Genomic DNA, 23,888 nt, shown 5'->3' on the forward strand with positions numbered 1-23,888 from the left:
TAAATCCTCCCGTTTTCCTTATGTTATTTCACTGGCTGCTTTACAATCGGAGTCCCGTATGAATGGAATGTTTCGATTGTTTTGTTGCCCCATGCCTGCCCGCGTTTGCGATCTTCTTCCGTCCATGTTACAGGCTCAAAATCTGGATCAAGCACTAAATAGCCGCCCGCGCAAATTTCGATGCGGTTTCCTCCCGGCTCATACACATATACGAAATATGTTTGGTTAATTGCATGCTTGCTCGGCGCAAATTCGATGAAGACATCTTGATCCACGAACAAGTTTGCCGCTCGTGTAATGCTTTCAAAATTATCTACCGCTAAAGCCAAATGGTGGAAACGCGCTTTTGCCCCTGTCGCATCTTTTGAATACACAAGCTCGTACGATTTTGCATTTGTCCGATACCAGACCGCACCACGCTTTCCGCTATCCAAACGGATTTGTTCTGTAAGGCGCATCCCTAAAACGTTTTCAGCAAAGTCGCCGTCCGCATCTGGATCGGATGACAGGAAATTAATATGGTCCAGATTTTTGACAGCCGCCCCGCGCCCTAAAAACTTTTGATGCTGGTTTTTCAAAGTTGGCTTTAAATGTTCAGGTGCCGCGTATTTTTCCGTTTCAAAATACAGTTCCATCAGATGGCCGTCCAATCCGCGGAACTGATATGCTTTCCCATGCCCAAAATCCCCGTCGATCCATTCACCTTTTATGCCAGCTTCTTCAATCTTCTTGACACGGCGCTCCAAAGCTTGCGGACTTTTTACACGGAAAGCTGTATGCCCGACACCTGGTTCCTCTGATTGCGTTAAAATAATCGAGTACTGTTCATAATCATTCCAGCAACGTAAATATGCTTTTTTTTCTGTGCGCTTCACAATTTCCAGCCCGATGCTTTCGTAGAAAAAATGAATACTTTCCTCTAGAACAGGGGTTAAAATTTCCACATGCCCGATATGTACAATGTCATCATGCCGTTCCTCAAATATGTCCGTCATATTTTTACCTCCAATATTGTTCAACAATCTTGTAAATCAATTATAAATTACAATTTTGTTTCTCGTCAACTATATTTTCAGAAAATTTTAAATTATATATTAGTATTTTATCGCTGCTTCATGTTCAATACTTTTGAGTGAAAGTTAGATTTTCTTTTACAAAACTTTGGTATTATAAGTTTTTTAAAAAGGAAAACTCTCTTCTATTGACTTTGGATAAATGAATTTTTAGAATGGTATTGTTCAACAAAATTGTTTATCGGAAGTGTTGATATGCCATTTTACTTTATTATTTTTTTAACATTGCTCTTTCAAATTGCCTTAAAGGGAAATATTCTTTTAGTGTCGCTATACGCGTTGCATTTACACGCAAGCCTGTCCTTTTTAGGGGTTATTATCGCTGCGGGGTCTTTATTTCCAATGTTTTTGGCTTCTATTGCAGGGCGCTTATCTGATCGCATGTCATTGAATTTACTATTGATGGTCGGGATGACGGGTAGCGGAATATCACTAATCGCCATCTATTTTTCGGCGGAAAGTTTATGGGTGCTGCTATGCATTCAATTATTGTTCGGGCTTTTCCAGATTATTACGGTCGTCAGCAGCCAAAATCTTGTCGGGGTGCTGAGCAATGAGGAAACAAGGACGAAAAACTATGGTGCCTATACATTGAGTGTATCGATTGCAAATTTTATCGGTCCTTTATTGGTCGGCTTCGTTATTGATTCAGTCGATTATGCTGTTGCTTATTTTATGCTGGGAATTTTTGCGTTCGTGCCCGGGGTGCTGTTTTTGTTCATCCCGATAAAGTCTGCCATGCAAGAGAGGAAAGCAAGGGAAACAAATGCAAATTTCCTGCAATTGTTGATGCATAAAAACTTGCGTACTGTATTTATTACAAGCGGGATTATTTTAACGGCTGTCGGATTATTTGAATTTTATTTTCCGATTTACGCAAATACGATCGGCTTGTCTCCATCTGTCATTGGGATGCTCGTAGGGGCAAACGCCTTGGCCTTCATTATTAGTCGTTTATTAATGAACCGATTGCAGCGGAAATATGCGCCAGTGCAAATACTTGGCAGCTGTTTACTCATTGCGGGCGGGGGATTTTTTTTATTGCCCTTTTTCAGCTCGATTCCGATGCTGGGGCTTATTTCCTTTGTAATGGGGCTTGGGCTTGGATGCTGCCAGCCGCTGTCAATTGTGATGGCCTATAACGCTTCGCCATCCGGGCATACAGGGGAGGTGCTAGGTATTCGTCTCACTGTGAATAAAGCGGTACAATTCGCTGTCCCCATTGTATTCGGGAGCATCAGCTTTGTCGGTTTTTTCCCGATTTTTTGGATGAATTCCATACTGCTAGTGTGCAGCAGCGGCTCTTTGCTTCAATGGTTACGCCGCACCCCTTAAAACTTTCGCCAATGAAAAAGCCGCATAGTCGAAATAATCTCCCCTTATTCGGAAGGCCATTTCAATTATGCGGCTCTCTTTTTCCTATAGCTTCACTTCAAACTTCGCCTCTGTTTTTTCCTGCACTTCCTCTAATGTGACACCTTCTTGAAGCTCTACCAATGCCATGCTCCCATCATTAAAGTCGAATACCGCCAAATCGGTAATTAAGCGATGAACAACACCTTTTCCAGTCAGGGGCAATGTACATTCGCCCTTTACTTTGGATTCGCCGTATTTGTTCGTATGCTCCATAATGACGATCACTTTTTTGGCGCCGACGACTAGATCCATTGCGCCGCCCATGCCTTTCACCACTTTTCCCGGAATCATCCAATTGGCGAGGTCACCTTGCTCCGAAACCTCCATACCGCCGAGTATCGCCAAATCGATGTGCCCCCCGCGAATCATCGCAAAGCTTTCCGCACTGTCGAAAAATGAGGCGCCCTGTTTTACCGTCACTGTTTCTTTGCCTGCATTGATTAAATCCGCATCCACCTCCGCCTCTGTCGGGTACGGTCCAATGCCAAGAAGTCCGTTTTCCGACTGCAGCATCACTTTATAATGCGCCGGAATCTCATTTGCAATAAGTGTCGGCATGCCGATCCCCAAATTCACATACATGCCATCTTCAATTTCCTTCACTGCCCGTCGAATGATTTTTAAGCGTGCATCCATTATGCTTCCTCCCTTACGATTCGGCGTTCAATGCGTTTTTCGAATGTTTCGCTATGTACAATATGCTGCACATAAATGCCCGGCAGATGAATTTCGTCCGGATCAAGCTCACCGACTTCGACAAGCTGTTCCACTTCGACAATCGTCACTTTGCCCGCAGCCGCGCAAAGCGGATTGAAGTTGCGCGATGTTTTGCGGAATACGAGATTTCCCGAGCGATCGGCCTTCCACGCTTTTACAAGGGCAAAATCGCCTGTAATCGCACGCTCAAGCAAATATTCCTTCCCATCGAACTCCTTTACATCTTTCCCCTCCGCTATCGGAGTTCCGACACCTGTTGCTGTATAAAATGCCGGGATGCCTGCACCCCCTGCACGAATACGTTCAGCCAATGTTCCTTGCGGGGTTAGTTCCACTTCGAGTTCGCCATTCAAATATTGCTGTTCAAATGTTTTATTTTCCCCTACGTACGAGGCGATGATTTTCGTAATCTGTTTGTCCTGCAAAAGAATGCCCAGCCCGAAATCATCTACCCCGCAATTATTGCTGACAACCGTCAGATTTTTTGTCCCTTTATCCTTTACGGCTTGAATCAGGTTTTCCGGGATGCCGCATACTCCGAAGCCCCCGACTAATAATACAGCTCCATCGTCAATCTCTTGAATTGCCTGCTGCACAGAAGCTACTACTTTGTCCATCCTCATTATCCCCTTTCACACTCATACAAAATATTCTACAAAAATGCAAAATTCCCTCCAAAAACCTAAAATTCCGTTTCCGATTCAAAAAGGAACCGCGGCTGATTGATTCACAGCCCGGTTCCATCGTCTCTATTACACATGCGGTCCTTGATAAATATTCAGTTCCTTTGTTTTTGGGTCACGAACATAGCGCTGGTTATCCTTCAATGGAATTTCATCGGATTCCGCCACATCATCCCCGCGGCCAAACTCCCCAGCGACCCCCATATTCGGCACATATTCGAACTGTCTCCTTTGCTGAAACGGTACAGGGCGTTCTTCTTTAACATCCCAGCGAATCAAATTCGATGGATTCGAACGATTCGTAATCCAATTGTAAAGTGTATGACCTGTCCATTCTTCCTCATTAAACGGGTCTCTTCCCGTTATAAGCAATTTGCCGCCGCTTTGAATAATCGCTTCATATTCAAGGCGTTCATTATGCGGCAAATTCAGGCGGCGCAGCTTTTCCTCAATAGGCGATTCCTTTTTGAACAAATTTTTAAGAAAACCGAAAATCCCGTTTGACGTCACAAGCGTAATTTGCTGGTCGCGCCCCAATGAATGGAATTCGTCCACATCTTTTGTCAATACATAAATATTCGTGCGGTCCAGCACATTGTCCGGCTCACGCAATTCCTGGAGTTTTTCTAGCAATTCTCGTTTAGAATAGGCGACATCAATCGTCTGTTTTGGTTCATTGCGAAACATTTGCATCCCTCCATTAAAATATTCGTAGTAACCTTTTCCCTTTCTTATTAACATAAAACATCACCTGAAGCCTCATGCTGTCATTGCCGTAAGTTGCGGTTATTTAGCTACTCTTCATTAAAGCCAGCTTCACTTTTAGCTCACCTGCTTTACGATATGTTGTCCGGGCATAAACATATGCATTTCATGGCCAAAACTAAAAAGAGCTGCCGCTAGTCACGGCAACTCCCTTTCGCATCAATGATTGCTCATTAAATTTTATATTCTTTTACGATTTTATGCAGCTTGTCGGCAAGTTCTGCCAGCTGCTCTGTTGTAGCAGCAACATTTTTCATCGTCGCGCTCGTTTCAAAAACGGTGGCAGTCGTTTCTTCTACACTTGCCGTTGTTTCCTCCGTAATGGCGGAGATTTCCTGCATGGAATCATTGATTTCTTGTCCTTCATTGCTCATCAATTGTAATTGAACAAGGACTTGCTTCATAAACTGATTCATTTGCAAAACAGATTGCTCGATTTCCCTAAACGTTTCGGCTGTATCAGAAAGCTGTGACGAACCGGTTTCAATTGTCGTGAAGCCTAGCTGCAGCGAATCACTTAACTCATGCGTACCATGTTGGATTGTCGCAACGATCGCCGTGATTTCTGTCACCGAATTGGCCACTTGTTCAGCAAGCTTGCGTACTTCCTCTGCAACGACAGCAAATCCTTTTCCATGCTCCCCTGCACGCGCTGCTTCAATCGAGGCGTTCAATGCAAGTAAGTTCGTTTGATTGGCCACATCCTCGATAATCTTTACGAACGATGTAATTTGGCCGACACGCTCGCCTAAGCCGTCCATTTTGGCGATTGCCGCATGCATCATGCCGCGGATCTGCTGCATTTGCCCATTGGAAGTTTGCATCATTTCCGTGCCTTGCGATGAAAGGGAAAGCACATTTTGCGACAATGATTCAAGCTTTGTCCCTTGTTCGGTCGTTTCCTTCAAGTTCCGCGAAAACTCGGTAACCGTTTCAGATACTTCCGCAATTTCATTCGTTTGTGTTTCGATGCCTCGCGATAAAGTTTCCATCGTTGCCGCAATCGCTTGGGCGCCGTTCGATACTTCGTTTGTCGATTGGGCAAGCATCACGCTTTGTGATGTTACACTATTAGAAGCATGCGAAACTTCCGCGATTGTTTCATGCAAATGCTCCTGCATCACTTTCATATCGGTCATCAGCTGTCCGATTTCATCACGGCGATTATGATTTTCCATATGCTGTGTTAAATCCCCTTCACTTAGCACATGCATCAGTTTCGATGTATGTATGATCGGCTTTGTTAATGTACGGCTGAAGAACAGTGCGACAATTACAGCGAGAACAAGCGTTGTTATCAGAATAAATGCCCCCATATTAATCATGGCTGACATAGCGGATTGCGTCTTTGCAATATTTTGCACAAGATGCAATCCCCCGATAACCGAAGCCGCCGTCGGATCTTTTAACGGTAAAAAGCTTTCGACAATCTCTTTCTCTTCATTTTTTATTCGTGTCGCTTCCCCATCCAATACTTTGGAAATCGCCTTACCTGAAAATTGTACACCGATGTTGGCCTTTTCGGATGATTGCACAATTTCTCCATTCGTATTGAGCAGCTGCAGCCCTATGTTCGGAAACATATTTTGGATAGCTGCCACAAACTCATTGCCGATGCCAAGCTGTAATGTCCCGAGCACCCGCCCATTCACTTCAATCGGCGCAAACGCTCTCACCGCAAGACCGCTCGAGCCATACTCAAAGCCGCTGAAGGCATTTCCTTGCAGCGCACCTTGTATTGCTGCAATGTCTGATTTATCGTCTCCATATTTAGATGGATTATGGCCTCTTAAATGCACGATTCCATTTGCATCGCCAATTTCCAAAATAGCTAGCTGATGCTCTGTGCTCAGTTTGTTGAACAGAGCCTCCCCGGTAGATCCCAAGGAATCCCGGTCCGTATCCAAGAGCAATTGCTGCACTTCCGCATCTTGCGCATACAACTCAGCTAAATATTGCAAATCCGCGGCAGTCTGCTCAAAATATTTGGATACGGAATGTTCTATTTCATTTTGTTGATTGAATTGCACTTCTTCAAAGCTGTTGAATGTTGCATAGTAATTGTACGTAACCGTAGCAAGAACAGGAATAATTCCAACTAATAATAAAATGATCATTAGTGGAGTCTTTAAACTTTTATAGCGCATACTAACTCCTTTTTGTAAATTTCCTTATATGAGTCCCGGAAATAATCCCTTATATATTATTTTCTTCATATAACTGTCATTTTATTATTTAATTATATCATTTTCAATTTATATGCAAATTTTGTATATTCATAAACAAAGGTTTCCAGTAAAAATAGGATTAAACCGTTCATTTAATCGCTTTTTTGATATAAAGTAAACAGTACAAAAGCAATAAAGCATCCATCCAGCTCCGACAGACAATGTAGGTTCCGAGACAAAAGTAAACGTTCCTCCACTTTTTCATTGCTTTTCTATTGCAGAAGTCGCTAAAAATTCGTTTTCTTTATTAAGGGCTTCGGCTTCCATTTCAATTAGCAGTTTCTTTATTGGCGCTGAAATCGGTTCTGTTTCTTCAAGAAATATGCCTGTATATTATATTCGTCTGTAGAAACTCCCCGGGGAAATTTAGGTATATTTTAAGCGAAGCGGTAAGAGGGTGACGGAAAAAAGAGAGGCTGATTTCCGCTATTTAAGATGAAGGAGGCTGATATTACCCGTTGAGAGAGCAGTTTAAGTGCCATTCCTATGAATAAGTTGAATAGACGGAAAAATTCCCCTTATTAAAAAAACACAATCAAAAATAACTTATATAGACGGAGAAATTCCGCCTATTAACCTGAAAAACATGAAAATGGAGAGTTTTTCTTCGGATAAACGGAAAATCTCCGCTTATTTCCCCCTAAACGAGCCCCATCGCGCAAATAATCGGAAAATCTCTGCCTATTTCTCTCCATCACTTAATCAAGATTCAGAATCCCTATCAGTAAATGTGAACGAGAAGGGGCTTTTATTAAAAATTAAATGCAATTTTAAATGACCGCAGTTTTTCAGCGCCGTCCTGTTGCACGGAGAAGCCCTATAGTGCAAGGATTTGGCGCGATTTGCCGGACGGGGACAGCACTTTCCTGCAAAGACATCCCCAATGCCACCATTTGTAGTTTACTGGTTAATAAAAAAAATGCATGAGAAAACGATTGTTTCATCATGCATCCCATTATTATTAGTTACCGAACTCTGTCACGAAATCCGCAAGTTCTTTGCGTTCCTTTCGTTTCGCTTCTTCATCAAAATATCCGAATTGCAGCATGGAAATCACGCGTTCATTTGGCTGTGCGTTCAATGCTTCCCGGAATTTCGGATTGTCGAGAAAGCCCGGTGTTTTCCAGCATGTACCGATGCCCTTCTCCCATGCCAGCAGCTGTACATTTTGCAAATAGCAGGATGCTGCAGCATAATCCTCCAAGCGCTCTTTTTGACGCATATCCTCCGTCACTAAAACGAACGCATAGGCACCCGCTAATGTAAACTTTTGCATTTGGGCGGCAAGTGTCTCTTCTGAAAGCTCCTGCCACTTAGGAATTGCGAACTCGCGAAGCAGCTCGTGCACTTTCGGCAGTTGTTCGCCCGCACCTACCACAACGCGCCAAGGCTGGCGATTGCCGTGATTCGGTGCCCATTTTGCAACATCCAGAATTTCGAATACTGCTTGCTTGTCAACTTGCCGGCCATTAAATTTTTTTATGGAGCGACGTTGTAAAATTGCTTCTTTTACTGATAATGTCATCGACAAACCCTCCTTCTATTACTAGTAATACATTAGCATGAATTTTCGATATTTAATATATGGCAATCATTATTTGCCTCAAAATTCATCCGCAATATGATAAAAATAATAGCGCATTTGCGGCGTATACGCAGTCGAGTCCAAATACGTATATTCACGGTTGATGCTGTTGGATGTATGGGCATTTACATACGGGATCCCATTTTCAATCCGTGTCACTATTGTGCTGTGATCAATACGCCCATCTCCAGCAAAATCATAAAAAATGACATCCCCCAGCTGCAGTTCCTCCGCGGAATTCACCCTTGTCGCCTGCAGACCACGCGTGGATGTTTCCAAATACCAGCGAAGCGAATGCGCGACAGACCAGCTAAAACTCCAGCGCTCATTCAACCCGAGCATCCACCAGCCTTGCCCTCGGTTCGGTGCCCCGCGCATTGGCGCCCCCCCCGCGTACAAGCATTGCGAAATAAAATTCGTGCAGTCATCCTGGAATACAGGGAACTCGGGATTGAAGCTGTCCCACCACCTATTTGCATAAGCAACGGCGGCCATCCGATTATAGTATATAGGCAACTTTATTCTCCTTTTTTCACAGCGTATGTCGAATTTTTTGCAATTATGTACTTTATATGAATGTAGAGCGAAAATGTCCTGTTTTTGTAAATGTTTGATACAATTATTTTAACTACTATCAACTTTGGCAAATACATGTTTTCCGGGGCGCAATGATTTAATATTCCAAGACAGTTTAGGGGGAGTTTAAGATGAGGCAACATGCAGAAAGGGAAATCGTTCTTCCGACAGCCCTTTGTGATAAAAAAGGCAATTTAAATCCAGAGGCAATCGGCTTTGCACGAATGCCCATTATCGACTGCAATTTATCCGGTCATTTTATGCGCAAGAAAAAATGGAATTACTGGTGTGTGTATGGCGAGGAAATTTTATTTTCCGCAACGATCAGCCATTTGGATTATGCGGCTGTGTGCTTCGTTTATTTCCTCGAATATGAAACACAGCGCTATTTCGAAAAAACAATATTAATTCCACTTGGGGCAAAAGTAAAAATGCCGACACAGGTTTTGGAAACGATTCAATACAAAAATAGCGAAATGTCCATTCAGCTCACATATTTCAACGGTGATACACATTTAACAGTCATTGCCCCCGATTTTGACGGGGATCATCTACATGCGGAACTGACGATTGAGCATCCTAAAAACGATGAATCGCTCAATGTTGTCATTCCATGGAATCGTAAAACATTTCAATTCACGGCGAAGCATCACACTTTACCGACTTCAGGCATTGTAAAAATCGGGAATCGCCGTTTTACCTTTACACAGGAAGAGAGCTTTGCTGTGCTCGATTACGGGCGCGGTATATGGCCACGTGAAGCAACATGGAATTGGGGGATGGCATCACAGCGTGTGCGGGGACAAAGAATCGGCATAAATTTCGGGGGGCAATGGACAGACGGCACTGGCATGACGGAAAATGCTGTCTTCATTGACGGCAAGATGACGAAAATCCACGAAGATGTGCTGTTTCACTATGACCGCACCGATTTTATGAAACCTTGGACAGTGAAATCGAAATTCAGCGGACAAGTAGATTTAACGTTTACACCATTTTTTGAACGTATGGCAGAAACAAATGTTAAGTTAATCGCTTCTTCCGCCCATCAAATGGTCGGCTACTACAATGGCAATATTCAGCTGGAAAACGGGGAAACCGTGCAAATCCAGCAAATGCTTGGCTGCATTGAAGAGCATGTGGCAAAATGGTAAATCTCCGGAGGGATCAAATGTCTTTTTGACTTTTCATCCCCTTGAATATCCCTCTCCCATTTTGTTAAGATAATTACCTATTCTTTGATTAGTGATGGGGGGAACGACATGATGGCACAACAAGATTTCAAAAAGGAACAGCAGCGTTTGCAGGAGACGGTCCATTATATGGATCAAATTTTGCAAAGCTCAAAAAAGGATATTGAAACAGCGCAGGAAAATATCAGGTCCGCAATGGCAAATGTTGATTACTTGGACTCGAGTGACAGCTTCCTGAATATTTTAATGAACACGCGCTTTTTCGAGCTTGCGCGCAATCAAAAAGAAGGTTTGGAGGCAATCCGCCAAAAACCGTATTTTGCAAGAATCCATTTCCAGCGCGCACAAGAGAACGAGGAATTTTTGTATATCGGGAAAACTTCTCTCTTCCATAGCGAAACACATGAGCCGATTATTGTCGATTGGCGTTCCCCTGTCGCAAATGTCTACTATGATGGCCGACTTGGTGATATTACATATGATGTCCGTGGCGAAGAACATTCCGGTCATTTATTTGCAAAGCGTCAATACAAAATCGAAAATGCCGAGCTGCTCGATTACCGTGATGTCGATTTAACAACGAATGATGAACTACTCCAGGAGGCACTCGAAGGAAAGGCCGATGTCAGACTGACCGAAATCGTCTCAACTATACAAAAAGAACAAAACGAGATTATTCGAGCACATCTTCGCCAGCCCATTCTCGTGCAAGGTGCAGCCGGTTCAGGTAAAACAACCATTGCGCTGCACAGAATTTCCTACTTCCTCTATACGATGGGCGAGCATTTCAATGCCGAGCAGCTGATGATTTTAGCACCCAACCATTTATTTATAGAATATATCGGCGACGTTTTGCCTGAGCTCGGGGTCGATAAAATTTGTCAAACAACATATGCCCAATATGTGCTTGATGCTCTCAACATAAAGTTAAAGCTTCAAAATCCAAACGAACAACTTGAACAGCTTGTCGCAAACCCTTCAGCACAGCACAACGGCTTAATGATCCTGAAAATGAAAGGCAGCCCATTTTATGAGCTCATGATGAATCGCTTTTTGCAGCATTATGAAGAGCAGCTGGCCGCTTTGTTCGAGGATGTGTTCATTGAGAAATACCGCATTATGAAAGGGGATCATTTACGCAAGCTTTTTTTAGCGGAGTTCCACTATATGCCGATCGAAAAGCGGCTCGAACGCATCAGGAAAGTCATCCAAACGGAAGTGAAACGAAAAACGGTCACTGTCCTTGCTACATTAAACACGCGCTATGAAGAAGCTATAGGGCGTGCATTAAATGGAATGCGTGATGCGGAAAAACGCCGTCGCACCGTTACAAAACTGATCGATGAACGCGACGAGCGCATCCCGAAAATCAGACAGGAGGCAAAATCCACGGCTTCCGTTTACATGAAAAGATTCCAAAAGGCGAAAATTAAACAGCTGTACCGTTCGCTCATCACAAACCGCGAGCTATTGGGCGAAATTGCCCCCGAATGGACATTGGAAGAAGTCGGGCAATTTTTAAAGGCACATCAAAAAGAACAATGGATGCTTGAAGATTTAGCGGCACTTTTGTTTTTGCACGCTAAAATAAAAGGGATTGAGGACAAGTGGAAAATGCGCGTTGTTTTCATCGATGAAGTGCAGGATTACAGCTATTTCCAGCTCGCCGCACTAAAGGCAGGACTTGAAACGGATATGTTCACGATGGTCGGCGATTTAGCCCAAGGAATTCACAGCTATCGCTCCCTTACAGATTGGCAGCCTTTACTCGAACTTTTTCCGCGCGCTACATATGCAACACTGCAAAAAAGCTATCGGACAACAATTGAAATTATGGAAGCGGCAAATGACATTTTAATGCAGATGGATGAGGATTTGCCTCTCGTCGAACCCGTTGTACGGCATGGGAAAAAGCCAGAGTTTATCGCCGCCGAAAAATTCGACAGCAAAACAATAAACAATATTTTGGCGAAAATCAAAGAAAGCCATCATCAATCAATCGCCCTTATTTGCAAAACGACAAAGGAAGCGCTGCATCTTATGAAACAGCTTGAAAAATCGAATATTGATGCACAGCTGCTTGATGAAAATTCAGCGATTGATCAGCAAAAACTTCTCATTGTCCCAAGTCATTTGGCAAAAGGTTTGGAGTTCGATGCTGTTATCCTTGCCGCATTCGATGCACCGTATTACGACAATCCTCTTGATCGAAAGCTGCTATATGTAGCCTTGACAAGGGCAATGCATGAGCTCTATTTAATCGGCCCTTCCAAAGAAGCATTTTTAATGGAGTAAATCAGTAAAATAGCTTGAAACGATAGTTGTTTTTATGCACGTTTCGCCGAAGCCTATATTTTTCCCCATCTAAAAGGATGAGCGATATTCGCTCATCCTTTTTAATGGATACAAATATAATAATCAAGCTGTGATGACTTCATGAAACCTGCTTTTTCATATACACGAAGCGCACCTATATTTTCAATTTCCACATCCAATAGCACCGTCTTCTCGCCTGTACGTATAGCGTAGTCTTTCACGTAATTCAAAATTTGCGTGCCGATCCCTTGTCTTTGCTTATTTGACGCAACCGCAAAAGCCGTTATCCATTGTACTTCCCCTTCTTTGCGGGTCGTCACTGTTCCGACAACTTCCCCATCCATTTCCGCGGTCCACATTAATAATCCTTCCGTCGTCGTATTGAATTCGATAAGCTCCAACGATTCCTCGCGCATATCCCCAAAAGCATCACTGAAAATGGAAACAAGCGCTTCCGTATCCTTTTGCATAAATGGGCGCAGCGTGACAGCGCTTTTTTGCTGTAAAACTTCCGCATGGGCTTCCAAAGTCGCTTCGGAAAAACTGTATAAATAGCCGTTTTTTTGCAAAAACTCTTTTCCGTAGTTGGAGCCTTCCATCACCAATGCCAGCTCGCCTTCACTTTCGCGTATTGCCATTCCTTCTTTCAAAACAGCCAAAATTGCCGTTCCGATACCTAGCTGGCGATACATCGGCGCCACTAACATCGACCATTCATACGTATTTAAGCCGATTAAATCAACTGCTGTTCCCGCACCGACCAGTTTATTTTTCTCATCATCATAGACGAGCGCATAAAATCCGCGTGTATCATAGCTTCTCGCAAGTGGTAAATTCATTACTTGGTTCAGCAGTATGCCGTCGCACTCAGCAGCTGCCTTACATAATTCCTGTATTTCTTCATATGTTTCTTGATCTAAAGGAAACGACACGGTTATTGCCGATAAATTCATTCTTTCTGCTCCAATTCTATCTACTTTAATGCTTTTATTTTAGTAAAGCTGCCGTTGTTACGCAATACTAGAACTAAAATCCCAGCAAAAACTGAATATAGCTACTATTCCCTATAATAAAAATAGCCTTCAATTAACCTCCCCCTCTTGAACGTTTCCCTTCCCAAAAGAACTATTAAAAAGACAATAGACCTTATGTATCTAATAAAAAGTAAAACTGCAAATAAATTTAGCCCCCTACCTCCTAAAAATCAGGTATAATAATCCTAGAAAAAACTTATTTTTGGTATATAAAAACTTTTATTTAATGACTAATGGATGTTATGTATTTATAATTGTAGTATTAATTTATTAATTAAGGAGACTCAACTTATGACAAACGAGCAAATCCATTCTACTACTATTGATTCATTGCTAGTTGCTCCTTTCCCTTCTTTTATACTTTTGCCTAAAGGTACAATCGTCAAAGGAAATCTCCATCATTTTGACTGTTCGACAATAGAGATAAAAGAACTGGAAAATAGACCGATCCATGACACACTCTTTTCGGAAATGGGCGACGATGCGGTCGAATCGATCTTAACGAGCACGGCTGCTCTATGTATGCACAATATGCCGATCGCAATGAAGGATAAGTCTTCCAAAATTTGCACGCTTTATACAAAGCCTATAGTTTTCGAAAACGAAGCAGCTATATACGTCCTTTGTGTGCCAAATGAGGAAATTCGTTTATTGGATGACGAACAGCAAAATTTAGTCGATTTGAAAAACGGCATTCACCAATCTTTCATGACGGTCACACTTGATCAAGATGGCTTTATCATCCAAACAAATCAGCAATTTTTAAAGACAAGCCATTGGACACCAAAACGCGTCATAGGAAAAACATTTTGGCAGCTGTTTCCTAAAAACGAAGAATCCGATAAAATCGCCCTCGAAATTTGGAAAACATTGCAAAACGGGCAAATTTGGCAAGGCGATGTGGAAAAGTTGACAAAGGATGAGCAAGCATATTGGGTGCATTTGACGGCAATTCCAATGATTGGGCAAACACCCGACATGAATCAATATTTGCTTATAGAAAGAAATATTACAAAAGATAAGGCGATCCAGTTCCAGCTGGAAAAAATCGCGTATATCGATACAGAAACAGGCATGATCAATGTGCACCGCCTAGCGCAGATCATCGGGGATATGATACAGGAAGAGCGTCATTTTTCATTTGTTTACTTAAGCATTGACAAGTTTTACACGATCAAGGATTTACATGATGGCGGATCCGGAAATTCGCTTATTGTGGAATTCACGAAACGTATGAAAATGTATTTTCAGGACAGCATGATGGCCCGTATTAACGAAAATGAATTTGTTGTAATTACGCCATTGCCTGAATGGTTTACGCAAGGCTTCCTGAATTATTTGCAGCAAAATCCGGTCTACAACGGCAATGTTGCTGTACCGCTGTCAATAAGCGGCGGGATTACGCGCTATCCGGAAGACCAGCTGACATTTTCGCAGTTGATGAAAGCATCATTGGCCACGATTTCCTCTGTTCGCAGTGCGGGCGGGGATAGTATCGTATCATTGTCAAAATCCTCCCATGATGCATTAAATCGAAAATCGATTGTTGAAAAGCGGCTCTTGCTTGCATTGGACCAAAAAAACTTGCATGTATTCTATCAGCCGCAGCTCGACGTGAAATCAGGGAAAATCACTGCTGTTGAAGCATTGGTTCGCTGGGACGATGAAGAAATAGGCGTCGTTTCGCCTGACGAGCTGATTCCTATCGCCGAGGAAACAGGCCTCATTAATAATATCGGTTCGTTCATGCTGGAAAAGGCATGCGAGCAAGCGGTCCTTTGGAAGAATGCCGGACATCCAATTAAAGTGAGTATTAACTCCTCTGTTCGCGAATTCCGTGATAAAAACATGGCAAAGTCCATTTTGGAAACGCTTGAACGTACAGGATGCCCTGCACATTTGATACAAATCGAAATTACGGAAAAGTTCGCATTGGAAGCTGAAGCGGAAACAAGAATCATCAGGCAAATGCGGACACTCGAAAATGAAGGAATCGTCTTTGCGCTCGATGACTTCGGTACAGGCTACGGCTCGTTCCGTTATATGCAGCTTTTGCCGATTTCCATTTTAAAGATCGACCAAACATTTATCCGTGCGCTGAAATCGGAAAAATCCCAGCAGCTCGTCAATGGCATGGTGCAGCTTGGCAAATCAATGAATTTGACAGTAGTTGCTGAAGGTGTCGAAACAGAAGAACAAAAACAGTTTTTGACAAACATCGGCTGTGATGTAATACAAGGTTACTTCATTAGCAAGCCAAGCCCAACAAGCGAAATTTCTTCGTTGTTTGTTTAAGCGAAAAGCTCGTAATGCATCTGAAAGAACAGTGCATTACGAGCTTCTTTTTTTCGCTTTCATGAACGATTGAATCGATGTCTTGCCCTGACTCATCAATCGCAATATAATTTGCATCATCACTTCCGCAAAAACGAGTCCCATTGCGATCGCCCCTGAAATCATAAATGCGCGCATCCCGTTTTGCAGGCCCATAATATAGTCGAGCTCCATCACATTGCGCATCGTGTTGTATGCAATCCCACCTGGCACAAGCGGAATAATCCCCGAAACACTGAAAATAATCATCGGCATTCTAAATTTTCGCGCAAAAAAATATGCTACTAATGAAACGACAAACGCCCCGAGAAAAGATGCACGCACATCATCCAGCCCCGAATCGACCAATGCATAATAAATTGCCCAGCCTACCGCACCGACTAACCCACATGCAGGAATCGTTTTTGTCGGCGCATTAAAAATGACGCCAAAGCATGCTGTTGCGATGAAACTGATAATCATTTGAATATAAATACTATCCATCAATCCGTCTTACCTCCTTTAAAAGGAAAGCACGAGCGCAATGCCCGAACCAATCGCGAATGCTGTCAAAAATGCTTCGGCTCCCTTTGCCATTCCGGCCGTAAAATGTCCGGCCATCAAATCACGCACTGCGTTCGTAATGAGCAAACCCGGAACGAGCGGCATGACAGAGCCGATTATGATTTTGTCTATTTCTGTCCCTAAACCAAAATGGATTGCGACCGATGCCACAATACCAACCGTCACTGCCGCAAGAAATTCCGAGAAAAATTTCACGCGTGTCATATTATGGATTATTGTCACGATATATAAACCTAACCCGCCCGCAATAAACGCTGCCGGAATATCCGTAACCATCCCCTTAAACAGCAGCAGGAACGAACTGCTCGCCAAACTCGCAGCCAAAACCTGGATTAAAATCGGCAGAAAATAATTCGTTTTTTCTATCTTCTTTAACTCGTCATATGCCTGCTCTAGTGTTATCATTTGAGATGTAAGCTTACGGGAAACATTATTGACGAGGACAATTCGGTGTAGATCGGTAATTCGTGTCGAAATCGATGTAATTCGTGTAGGCTGTGTTTTACCAAGAGAAAAAATGATCCCTGTTGGCGTAACATAGCTTTGTGCATCCATCATGTTTTGAGAACGGGCCATTCGCAGCATCGTATCTTCCACCCGATACGTTTCCGCACCACTTTCTATCATGATGCGACCTGCAAGCAAACAGCATTCAATCGCCATTTCAGTACGTCCAGCATTCATTTGATGGACCTCCTTCCACTTCTTAGCTCATATTACTTGAAGCAACATTAAAATAACAGTCTTTTTTCGGACAATTTATGCTAACATAACAATGTATTTGCTTAAAAAAATTTATTCGCTGATTATTCGCAGCATTGCCTATATCACTATATTTCAAGAAAGGAACCGAATACATCATGACAAATCCATACAGAAAACGGCGTGGTCCTTGGATTGACTTGCTCCTCATAAGCTCTATCGGTTTTTTAGGAGCCATTATTGTCTATTTAACAGTATTAAGTGATAACCCTATTTTCCCTCCAAAAGAGGAAACAGCAGCAGAGGATAATTTTTCCACTATTAGTGAAGAACAATCAATTTTCCCTGGGGTAAAAATTGTAACGGACATTTCGAATGACGAAAAAATGCCGTATGCAATCCAATACCCGCTTACGGAATACGAAAATTTCAATGAAGCTGTAACAACATATATTGAGGAATCGAAAGACTATTACATAAGCATGATGCGCCTTCAGCAAAACTTGAAAGAACTGACGGGCGAATTGAATATAAGCCTTGAAACATTTGAGCATGACCATTATTACTCATTCGTCTTAACGAATAAAACGATTTTAAATGCAGAGGAGCAACAAACGACGATTGAAACATTTTTAATCGACAATGAGACCGGCGAGTTATTCGATATTCGCACACTGCTCAATGAAGATTTAAAAAGCTTGGAAACTTTCGCGACACATGTGCAATCTGAATTGCTAAAAAAAGGTGCATATAAAGATTATATTTTAAAAGAGGAGCTCGCATACGCCACTCAGCCAAAATGGCGTTTATTCAAGCGTTTTGCTTTGAAAGAAGATTCGCTCATCATTTACTTCAATGAAGGGGAAGTGACAGAGCCGGAAGCAGGATTGCCGACAGTGGAAATGTCTTTATCCTTTATTAATCCGCTTTTGGCATCAGACTTCCAAATTGCGATGCAGGCAGGGGAAACGATTCTTCCTAAAAATGATAATGATCCTTCCAAAAAACGGATTGCGCTCACATTTGACGACGGCCCACACCCAGAAGTGACGAAACAAATTTTAGCGCTCCTGAAAAAGTATAATGCTAAGGCAACCTTCTTCATGCTTGGAAGCCGAGTGCAATATTATCCTGGACTGGCGCGTGAAGTGCGTGAGGCAGGGCATGAAATCGGCAACCATACGTGGACACATCCGGTTTTAACGAAAATGTCAGCCGCAGCCATTCAAAAAGAGTACGAATCAACAGAGCAAGCCATCGTCAATGCGATCGGCGAAAACTCAACCGTATTCCGCCCGCCATATGGAGCAATCAATGATTCTGTCCGCAAGCTTATTCCTTGTAAAACGGTCAACTGGACAATCGATACGCTCGACTGGAAACACCGTGATCCGGAAAAGCTTCTGCCAAAGTTAAAAGAAGGATTGCACAACAATGCGATTGTGCTGATGCATGATATTCATCAATCAACCGCAGATGGACTAGAGCCGGTGCTTGCCTACTTACAGGATGAAGGCTATGAGTTTTTAACGATTACCGACATTTTGGGCTATCATTAGGAAAATATGCGAAAAGGCGGATTATTCCTTTGTTCGGAATGACGCCTTTTCGTTTTTTTAATCAAATGTCCGAAATGCCTTTACTGCGACACCTTCTTTCTCCAATTCCGTTCGTGCCAGCTTTGCAAAGCGCACTGCATGCATTCCGTCTCCGTGCAAACAAATACTATGTGCCTGAAGCGCGACTTTCGTTTGCTGAACGGAAGTGACCGTCCCCTCTTTCACCATTTCGATGATTTGCGCAATCGCTTGCGTCTCGTCAGTAATAAGCGCATTGCTTCTGTTGCGGGGTGTTAATATGCCATTTTGCTCATACGTTCGATCCGCAAATACTTCATGCACTGTCTTCAGTCCCAGCTCCTCGCCGGCCGCTGTTAACCTGCTCGATGCCAACCCGTATAAAATAAGCTGAGGGGATATATCGTATACAGCTTTCGCGATCGCTTTTGCAAGTACATCATCAGCTGCCGCCATATTATAAAGTGCGCCATGCGGCTTTACATGCTGCATTTGCACCCCTTTTGTCGTCAAAAATCCTTGGAGCGCGCCAATTTGGTAGACGACAATATCGTATGCTTCCTGCCCGGTAATATTCATTTCCCGGCGACCGAAGCCATTCAAGTCGGGAAGCCCCGGATGTGCGCCAATTTGCACATTATTCGCTATTGCAAGTTCCACCGTTTTTCGCATCACGGACGGATCACCTGCGTGAAAACCGCAGGCGATATTTGCCGAAGTGACGTAACGCAATATTTCCTCCTGCTCCCCTAATTCATACCGCCCAAAGCTTTCTCCTAAATCACAATTTATATCGACTGTCATCATAATTTTGCCCTCCGCATTTTGAATCTTCCAAATGTTATGCTATTATCATGCCATATAAAAAGCACGAATCCAATGATGAGGTGAAAATCCATGCCGATGCTTCAGTTTAAACAACTTAGCGACAATGCACTATTCGTTCAGTTCAGTACGACAATCAATGAACAAACACACCGCCATATTCAGCAATCAATGAAAATATTAGAGCAGCAACCTTTCCCCGGTTTTATCGAACTTGTGCCAAGCTATACAAATTTTTGCGTCTACTATGACCCATTCATCGTCCGCAAATCTTTTCAATTTGCCTCCACTACAACGATTGCCGAAAAGGTGCAGGAATATATAGAGAAATTACTCGATCAGCAAAGGGAATCTTTTCCGGAAGTCGGCCGCAAAATCGATATTCCTGTTTTATATGGCGGTGAATTTGGCCCCGACTTAAACTACGTTGCCAAAGTACATGGATTGACGCCGGATGAAGTGATTGAAATTCATATATCACAAAACTATCTCGTGCACATGCTCGGCTTTGCACCAGGGTTCCCGTTTTTAGGCGGAATGGACCAGCGCATCGCAACACCCCGCCATACAACGCCAAGACCTGCGATTGCGGCGGGTTCGGTCGGCATTGCCGGCGAGCAGACAGGCATATACCCGCTTGCGACACCAGGGGGATGGCAAATTATCGGACGCACGATGACACCATTGTTCCTGCCCGGACAAAATCCCCCGACATTATTGCGGGCCGGCGATACGGTGCGATTTGTTGAAGTAAAGGAGAATGCTTTATGCTAAAAGTAGTAAAACCTGGATTGTTTGCCACTATCCAGGATTCCGGACGTACCGGCTATCAGCAATATGGCGTCATTTCAAGCGGTGTAATGGATCAGATCGCTTTTCGGATCGGCAATGCATTACTGAAGCAGTCCAATAAAGCCGCAATCGAAATGACATTAATTGGAGGGATGTTTCAGTTTGCAAAGGCAACGGCGATCGTTTTGACAGGGGGTATGATGCAGGCGACAATTAATGATAAGCCTATTTCGATGTATAAAGTCATCCGCGTTAAAGCGGGCGATTTATTGAACTGTGGGGCAATATTGAATGGCGCTAGAAGCTATTTATGCATTGCAGGCGGATTTTTGGTCGAACAGATTTTGGGCAGTCGAAGCACATATACAAAGGCGCAATTTGGCGGGTTGGAAGGTCGGGCTCTTCAGGCACAAGATGAAATTCCCTATGAAGAATCGGCAGCAAACTATTCTGCCTTCAAAGTGAAAACAGATTACTTTTATAAAAATGCACCCATTCGTATATTACAAGGAACCGAATGGCAGCAATTCAGCATGCATATGCAAAAAAACTTTCTTGAACAAAGCTATACGATATCCCTCAAAGCGGATCGTATGGGCTTTCACCTGGAAGCACACACGCCTATTTACATAGAAAGCCAATTCCAATTACTTTCCGAAGCAGTCACATTCGGCACGATTCAGCTACCGCCGAGCGGACAGCCGATCGTATTGATGGCGGATCGGCAAACAACAGGCGGCTATCCGAAAGCGGCACAAGTAATTACAGCCGATTTGCACCGTTTAGCGCAGCTCACTCCAAAACAATCGCTCCAATTTGAACTTATATCAATCGAACAAGCGGAAGAAGCCTATTTGAACATTGAACAGGAATTACGCTTACTTGAAGCGCTTCTGAAAAATTAATACCCCGTAAAAGTAGAAAAGCCTACTTTTGCGGGGTGAATTTTCCCTCTTATAATTCTTGTCTTAGTGCCTGCATCACTTCGATTTTCGTTGCTTTTCGCGCTGGTCGCAGCCCTGAAATCATCGCTACACCAATGCTGATAGTCGCTGCAATAACAACAAGCTGCCAAGGGATGGCCGAAAATTGGATGTTGCCGAAATTTTCTTCACCTGTTGCGGCTTCCAATACAATCGGCAATAACAGATTGGATGCGAAGCTCACTAAATACGAAATCACAATTGCGATGACCGTCCCGATGACCCCGATAAATATGCTTTCCATTAAAAACAGTCGCTGGATCAATTTCGGACTCGCCCCAATTGCCTTCAATACACCTATTTCACGCGTGCGCTCCGTTACCGCCATCGTCATTGTGTTGAATATTCCGATTGATGCAATAAGCACAGCGATTGTCCCAACGAAAACGAGCCCTGCCTTCAACACTAGGAAGAACACATTCAAGTCATCCAGCTGTTCGGTAACCGAATATTCACTATAGCCCTTCCCGCGCAGTTCCTCCAGAATCGGCTTCACATACTCCAAGCTTTTCGCATAAATATCAAAGCGCTCATAGAAAAGCTGAAAATCAGCTGTTTCACTATTATCCACTACTTGCTTATAAACATTTTCAAGAGCTTCACGTTGCTCGTCCATCATAAAAATATTGTTTTCAATCGCCCATTCATATGCAGGCTTTGGCATTACGCCGACAATCGTATAAGTCATGCGTTCTGAAAGCTTATCCGGATGCTCATTCGTGCTCAAAGCAAGCTCGATTTCCTTGCCGATCAGCGAACCTTTATAGCCTTCCTCTTTTCCGTCATAATACGTGCCTTCCGCTTCCGCCTCTTTTGATTTTTCCTCGATTAATTTGCGGTCCGCCTCGTTCAATAATGTTTGGCCGAAATGATAGCCGACAACAATTTCGTTTTCGCTTTTTGGGTATGTGCCTTCCGATAACGGTTCCGCTATTGTCGCATAATCGGAAAAGTCCGTTAAACGCAGCGCAGTAAATGTATCTCGGTCCTCAAAAAAGCTTTGTACAGCGGCATCCATGCTTGTCGTTTTCAATACTGTCTGCACATTTTCAACCGCTTCAATCTCCGCTATTTCCTCTGCCGAAAACTGTGCATCGCCGCCGCGTACTTCAATTTTTGTGACGCTTTCGCTCGATAAGATTTCCTCTTCCATCGATGCCTGGAGCCCGAATCCAATCGATGCAAGCACGATTAAAAACGCACAGCCCATCGTTGCCGCAAGTACCGTCATAAATACACGCAGCTTATTTTTCTTAATATGCTGCATCACAAAATCCACCTGATCCTTAAACAACATGCTGTTCACCTTCTTTCACCAACTCGCCGTCATGCATGCGAAAACGCTTATTGGCAATCATTGCCACTTCCTCGTCATGCGTAATAATAATGAATGTTAAATTCAGTTCACGGTTTAGTTGCTGGATAAGCATCAAAATATCCTGTTCTGTTTCCGAATCCAGGCTGCCTGTCGGTTCATCCGCCAATAAAATGGGCGCATTCGTCACAAGTGCACGCGCAATGCTTACACGCTGCTGCTGCCCACCTGACAATTCATTCGGGAAATGATCCGCCACTTCGTTTAAACCAACCTTTTTCATAATAATCTCCACACGTTTTCTGCGCTCCATCACATTCATTCCCTGAAGCTTCAGCGGCAATTCAATGTTTTCAAATGCAGTCAAGCTAGGCATCAACTGAAAGTTTTGAAAAATAAAGCCGAAGTTTTCCAGGCGAAACTTAGCGCTCTGGGCTTCATTAAATGCTGCAATCTCCTGGGCGTTCACTAAAATTGAGCCATGCTCCGGCTTCATGAAACCAGCTATTGTTTGCAGCAGCGTGGATTTGCCCGACCCGCTTTTTCCGACGATGGCCACAATTTCGCCTTGCTTTACATCAAATGTAACATTTCGAAGTACCGGCACCCGTTTTTCCTTTCCTTTTTTGCCGATCAAAAATGTATGCTGCAGGTTATTCACTTTAATCATACCGCTCACTCCTTTTCCCTTGTATTCAGTGTAAAGGGCAAATCTTAATATTTAGAAAGGCTAAAAGTGAAGAATTTCTTAAGAAATCTAAAATAAAAGCATAATTTTTAATTCAAGAACAAAAGTGCTAAAGCGCCCGTTCAACTCCGACAGACATTCGAGGACCCGACGCAAAAGTAAACGTTCCACCACTTTTGCAGCGGGCGCTGAAGATCTGTCTTTTTAATTTTGGCTTTCATTTCAATTAACAATTTTTACGGGTACAACTACCAGTCTCGTTTCTTCAGTTAATATGTCTGTCTATTTTATTCGCCAGCTGAAAATCCCCGAGGCAATCTAAGCATATTTTCAGTGAAGCGGCTCCATGGCAAAAAAGAGACGGATTCCCGCAACTGGGATGAAGAGGGATTCGCTATTAACGGGGGGCGGTCCGTTTAAATGCCTCTTTAAGAAATAGACGGAAAAATTCCCCTTATTTAAAAAATACAATAAAAAATGGTCTCAATAGACGGAGAAATTCCGCCTATTGACCTAAAAAAC

At 43.2% G+C, this 23,888-nt stretch carries 20 protein-coding genes; 7 read left to right on the top strand and 13 right to left on the bottom strand.

The window, feature by feature from the left end; genetic code table 11:
• Window positions 1-23: 23 nt before the first annotated feature.
• Window positions 24-995: a VOC family protein gene (locus tag ACTHOQ_RS04005; RefSeq protein WP_440494379.1), complete on the bottom strand. Its 972-nt coding sequence runs from the start codon at window positions 993-995 to the stop codon at window positions 24-26.
• A 273-nt stretch (window positions 996-1,268) separates the two neighbouring features.
• Here ACTHOQ_RS04005 and ACTHOQ_RS04010 point away from each other — a divergent pair, with 273 nt between their 5' ends.
• Entirely contained in the window at window positions 1,269-2,408 is a 1,140-nt protein-coding gene (locus ACTHOQ_RS04010) for an MFS transporter (RefSeq protein ID WP_440494380.1), read from the top strand.
• An 84-nt stretch (window positions 2,409-2,492) separates the two neighbouring features.
• Here the strand turns inward: ACTHOQ_RS04010 and ACTHOQ_RS04015 are convergent, their stop codons facing one another.
• The 6 genes from ACTHOQ_RS04015 to ACTHOQ_RS04040 all read right to left on the bottom strand — a co-directional run bounded on the left by ACTHOQ_RS04015 (window position 2,493) and on the right by ACTHOQ_RS04040 (window position 8,962).
• Complete coding sequence (locus tag ACTHOQ_RS04015; protein WP_440494381.1) at window positions 2,493-3,125, bottom strand: 3-oxoacid CoA-transferase subunit B; 633 nt, start codon at window positions 3,123-3,125, stop codon at window positions 2,493-2,495.
• The gene (locus ACTHOQ_RS04020) at window positions 3,125-3,823 is read right to left on the bottom strand and encodes a CoA transferase subunit A (RefSeq protein ID WP_440494382.1); all 699 of its coding nucleotides are present in this window, start codon (window positions 3,821-3,823) and stop codon (window positions 3,125-3,127) included. Before ACTHOQ_RS04020 ends, ACTHOQ_RS04015 begins: the two co-directional genes overlap by 1 nt.
• 135 nt (window positions 3,824-3,958) lie before the next feature.
• Window positions 3,959-4,576, bottom strand: coding sequence for a general stress protein (locus tag ACTHOQ_RS04025; RefSeq protein ID WP_440494383.1), 618 nt, complete (start codon window positions 4,574-4,576; stop codon window positions 3,959-3,961).
• Window positions 4,577-4,827: 251 nt separating this feature from the next.
• Window positions 4,828-6,801 carry a methyl-accepting chemotaxis protein gene (locus tag ACTHOQ_RS04030; protein ID WP_440494384.1) on the bottom strand — a complete coding sequence of 658 codons (1,974 nt, stop codon included), beginning with the start codon at window positions 6,799-6,801 and terminating at the stop codon, window positions 4,828-4,830.
• Between the two features lie 1,042 nt (window positions 6,802-7,843).
• Window positions 7,844-8,407 carry a nitroreductase family protein gene (locus ACTHOQ_RS04035; RefSeq protein ID WP_440494385.1) on the bottom strand — a complete coding sequence of 188 codons (564 nt, stop codon included), beginning with the start codon at window positions 8,405-8,407 and terminating at the stop codon, window positions 7,844-7,846.
• Between the two features lie 78 nt (window positions 8,408-8,485).
• Window positions 8,486-8,962: an amidase domain-containing protein gene (locus tag ACTHOQ_RS04040; RefSeq protein ID WP_440494458.1), complete on the bottom strand. Its 477-nt coding sequence runs from the start codon at window positions 8,960-8,962 to the stop codon at window positions 8,486-8,488.
• A 212-nt stretch (window positions 8,963-9,174) separates the two neighbouring features.
• Here ACTHOQ_RS04040 and ACTHOQ_RS04045 point away from each other — a divergent pair, with 212 nt between their 5' ends.
• Together ACTHOQ_RS04045 and helD are read left to right on the top strand one after the other, a co-directional pair.
• Window positions 9,175-10,197, top strand: a complete 1,023-nt coding sequence (locus ACTHOQ_RS04045; protein ID WP_440494386.1) for a DUF2804 domain-containing protein — start codon at window positions 9,175-9,177, stop codon at window positions 10,195-10,197.
• A gap of 111 nt (window positions 10,198-10,308) precedes the next feature.
• Window positions 10,309-12,531 (top strand): RNA polymerase recycling motor HelD, encoded by a 2,223-nt coding sequence (gene helD, locus ACTHOQ_RS04050; RefSeq protein ID WP_440494459.1) that lies wholly within the window; start codon window positions 10,309-10,311, stop codon window positions 12,529-12,531.
• 101 nt (window positions 12,532-12,632) lie between these two features.
• Here helD and ACTHOQ_RS04055 read toward each other — a convergent pair whose 3' ends face one another.
• The gene (locus tag ACTHOQ_RS04055) at window positions 12,633-13,505 is read right to left on the bottom strand and encodes a GNAT family N-acetyltransferase (protein ID WP_440494387.1); all 873 of its coding nucleotides are present in this window, start codon (window positions 13,503-13,505) and stop codon (window positions 12,633-12,635) included.
• Window positions 13,506-13,877: 372 nt separating this feature from the next.
• Between ACTHOQ_RS04055 and ACTHOQ_RS04060 the strand changes: the two genes are divergently transcribed.
• Window positions 13,878-15,881: a putative bifunctional diguanylate cyclase/phosphodiesterase gene (locus ACTHOQ_RS04060; RefSeq protein ID WP_440494388.1), complete on the top strand. Its 2,004-nt coding sequence runs from the start codon at window positions 13,878-13,880 to the stop codon at window positions 15,879-15,881.
• A gap of 36 nt (window positions 15,882-15,917) precedes the next feature.
• Here the strand turns inward: ACTHOQ_RS04060 and ACTHOQ_RS04065 are convergent, their stop codons facing one another.
• Window positions 15,918-16,403: a threonine/serine exporter family protein gene (locus ACTHOQ_RS04065; protein WP_440494460.1), complete on the bottom strand. Its 486-nt coding sequence runs from the start codon at window positions 16,401-16,403 to the stop codon at window positions 15,918-15,920.
• Between the two features lie 18 nt (window positions 16,404-16,421).
• Entirely contained in the window at window positions 16,422-17,168 is a 747-nt protein-coding gene (locus ACTHOQ_RS04070) for a threonine/serine exporter family protein (protein WP_440494389.1), read from the bottom strand.
• Window positions 17,169-17,344: 176 nt separating this feature from the next.
• Between ACTHOQ_RS04070 and ACTHOQ_RS04075 the strand changes: the two genes are divergently transcribed.
• On the top strand, window positions 17,345-18,745 hold the full coding sequence (locus ACTHOQ_RS04075; protein WP_440494390.1) for a polysaccharide deacetylase family protein: 1,401 nt from the start codon (window positions 17,345-17,347) through the stop codon (window positions 18,743-18,745).
• Window positions 18,746-18,802: 57 nt separating this feature from the next.
• Here the strand turns inward: ACTHOQ_RS04075 and ACTHOQ_RS04080 are convergent, their stop codons facing one another.
• On the bottom strand, window positions 18,803-19,570 hold the full coding sequence (locus tag ACTHOQ_RS04080; RefSeq protein ID WP_440494391.1) for a LamB/YcsF family protein: 768 nt from the start codon (window positions 19,568-19,570) through the stop codon (window positions 18,803-18,805).
• A 90-nt stretch (window positions 19,571-19,660) separates the two neighbouring features.
• Between ACTHOQ_RS04080 and pxpB the strand changes: the two genes are divergently transcribed.
• Both pxpB and ACTHOQ_RS04090 read left to right on the top strand, forming a co-directional pair.
• Entirely contained in the window at window positions 19,661-20,362 is a 702-nt protein-coding gene (gene pxpB / locus ACTHOQ_RS04085) for a 5-oxoprolinase subunit PxpB (RefSeq protein ID WP_440494392.1), read from the top strand.
• A complete protein-coding gene (locus ACTHOQ_RS04090) occupies window positions 20,356-21,285 on the top strand; it encodes a 5-oxoprolinase subunit C family protein (RefSeq protein ID WP_440494393.1) in 930 nt (309 codons plus the stop codon). Before pxpB ends, ACTHOQ_RS04090 begins: the two co-directional genes overlap by 7 nt.
• Before the next feature lie 49 nt (window positions 21,286-21,334).
• On the opposite strand, the gene ACTHOQ_RS04095 is transcribed toward ACTHOQ_RS04090, so the two are convergent.
• On the bottom strand, window positions 21,335-22,660 hold the full coding sequence (locus ACTHOQ_RS04095) for an ABC transporter permease (protein WP_440494394.1): 1,326 nt from the start codon (window positions 22,658-22,660) through the stop codon (window positions 21,335-21,337).
• Entirely contained in the window at window positions 22,650-23,348 is a 699-nt protein-coding gene (locus tag ACTHOQ_RS04100) for an ABC transporter ATP-binding protein (RefSeq protein WP_440494395.1), read from the bottom strand. The genes ACTHOQ_RS04095 and ACTHOQ_RS04100 overlap by 11 nt, the downstream gene beginning before the upstream one ends.
• Window positions 23,349-23,888: the final 540 nt, after the last annotated feature.

The sequence above is a fragment of the Solibacillus silvestris genome (genome assembly GCF_051967575.1).
Classification (GTDB): domain Bacteria; phylum Bacillota; class Bacilli; order Bacillales_A; family Planococcaceae; genus Solibacillus; species Solibacillus silvestris_B.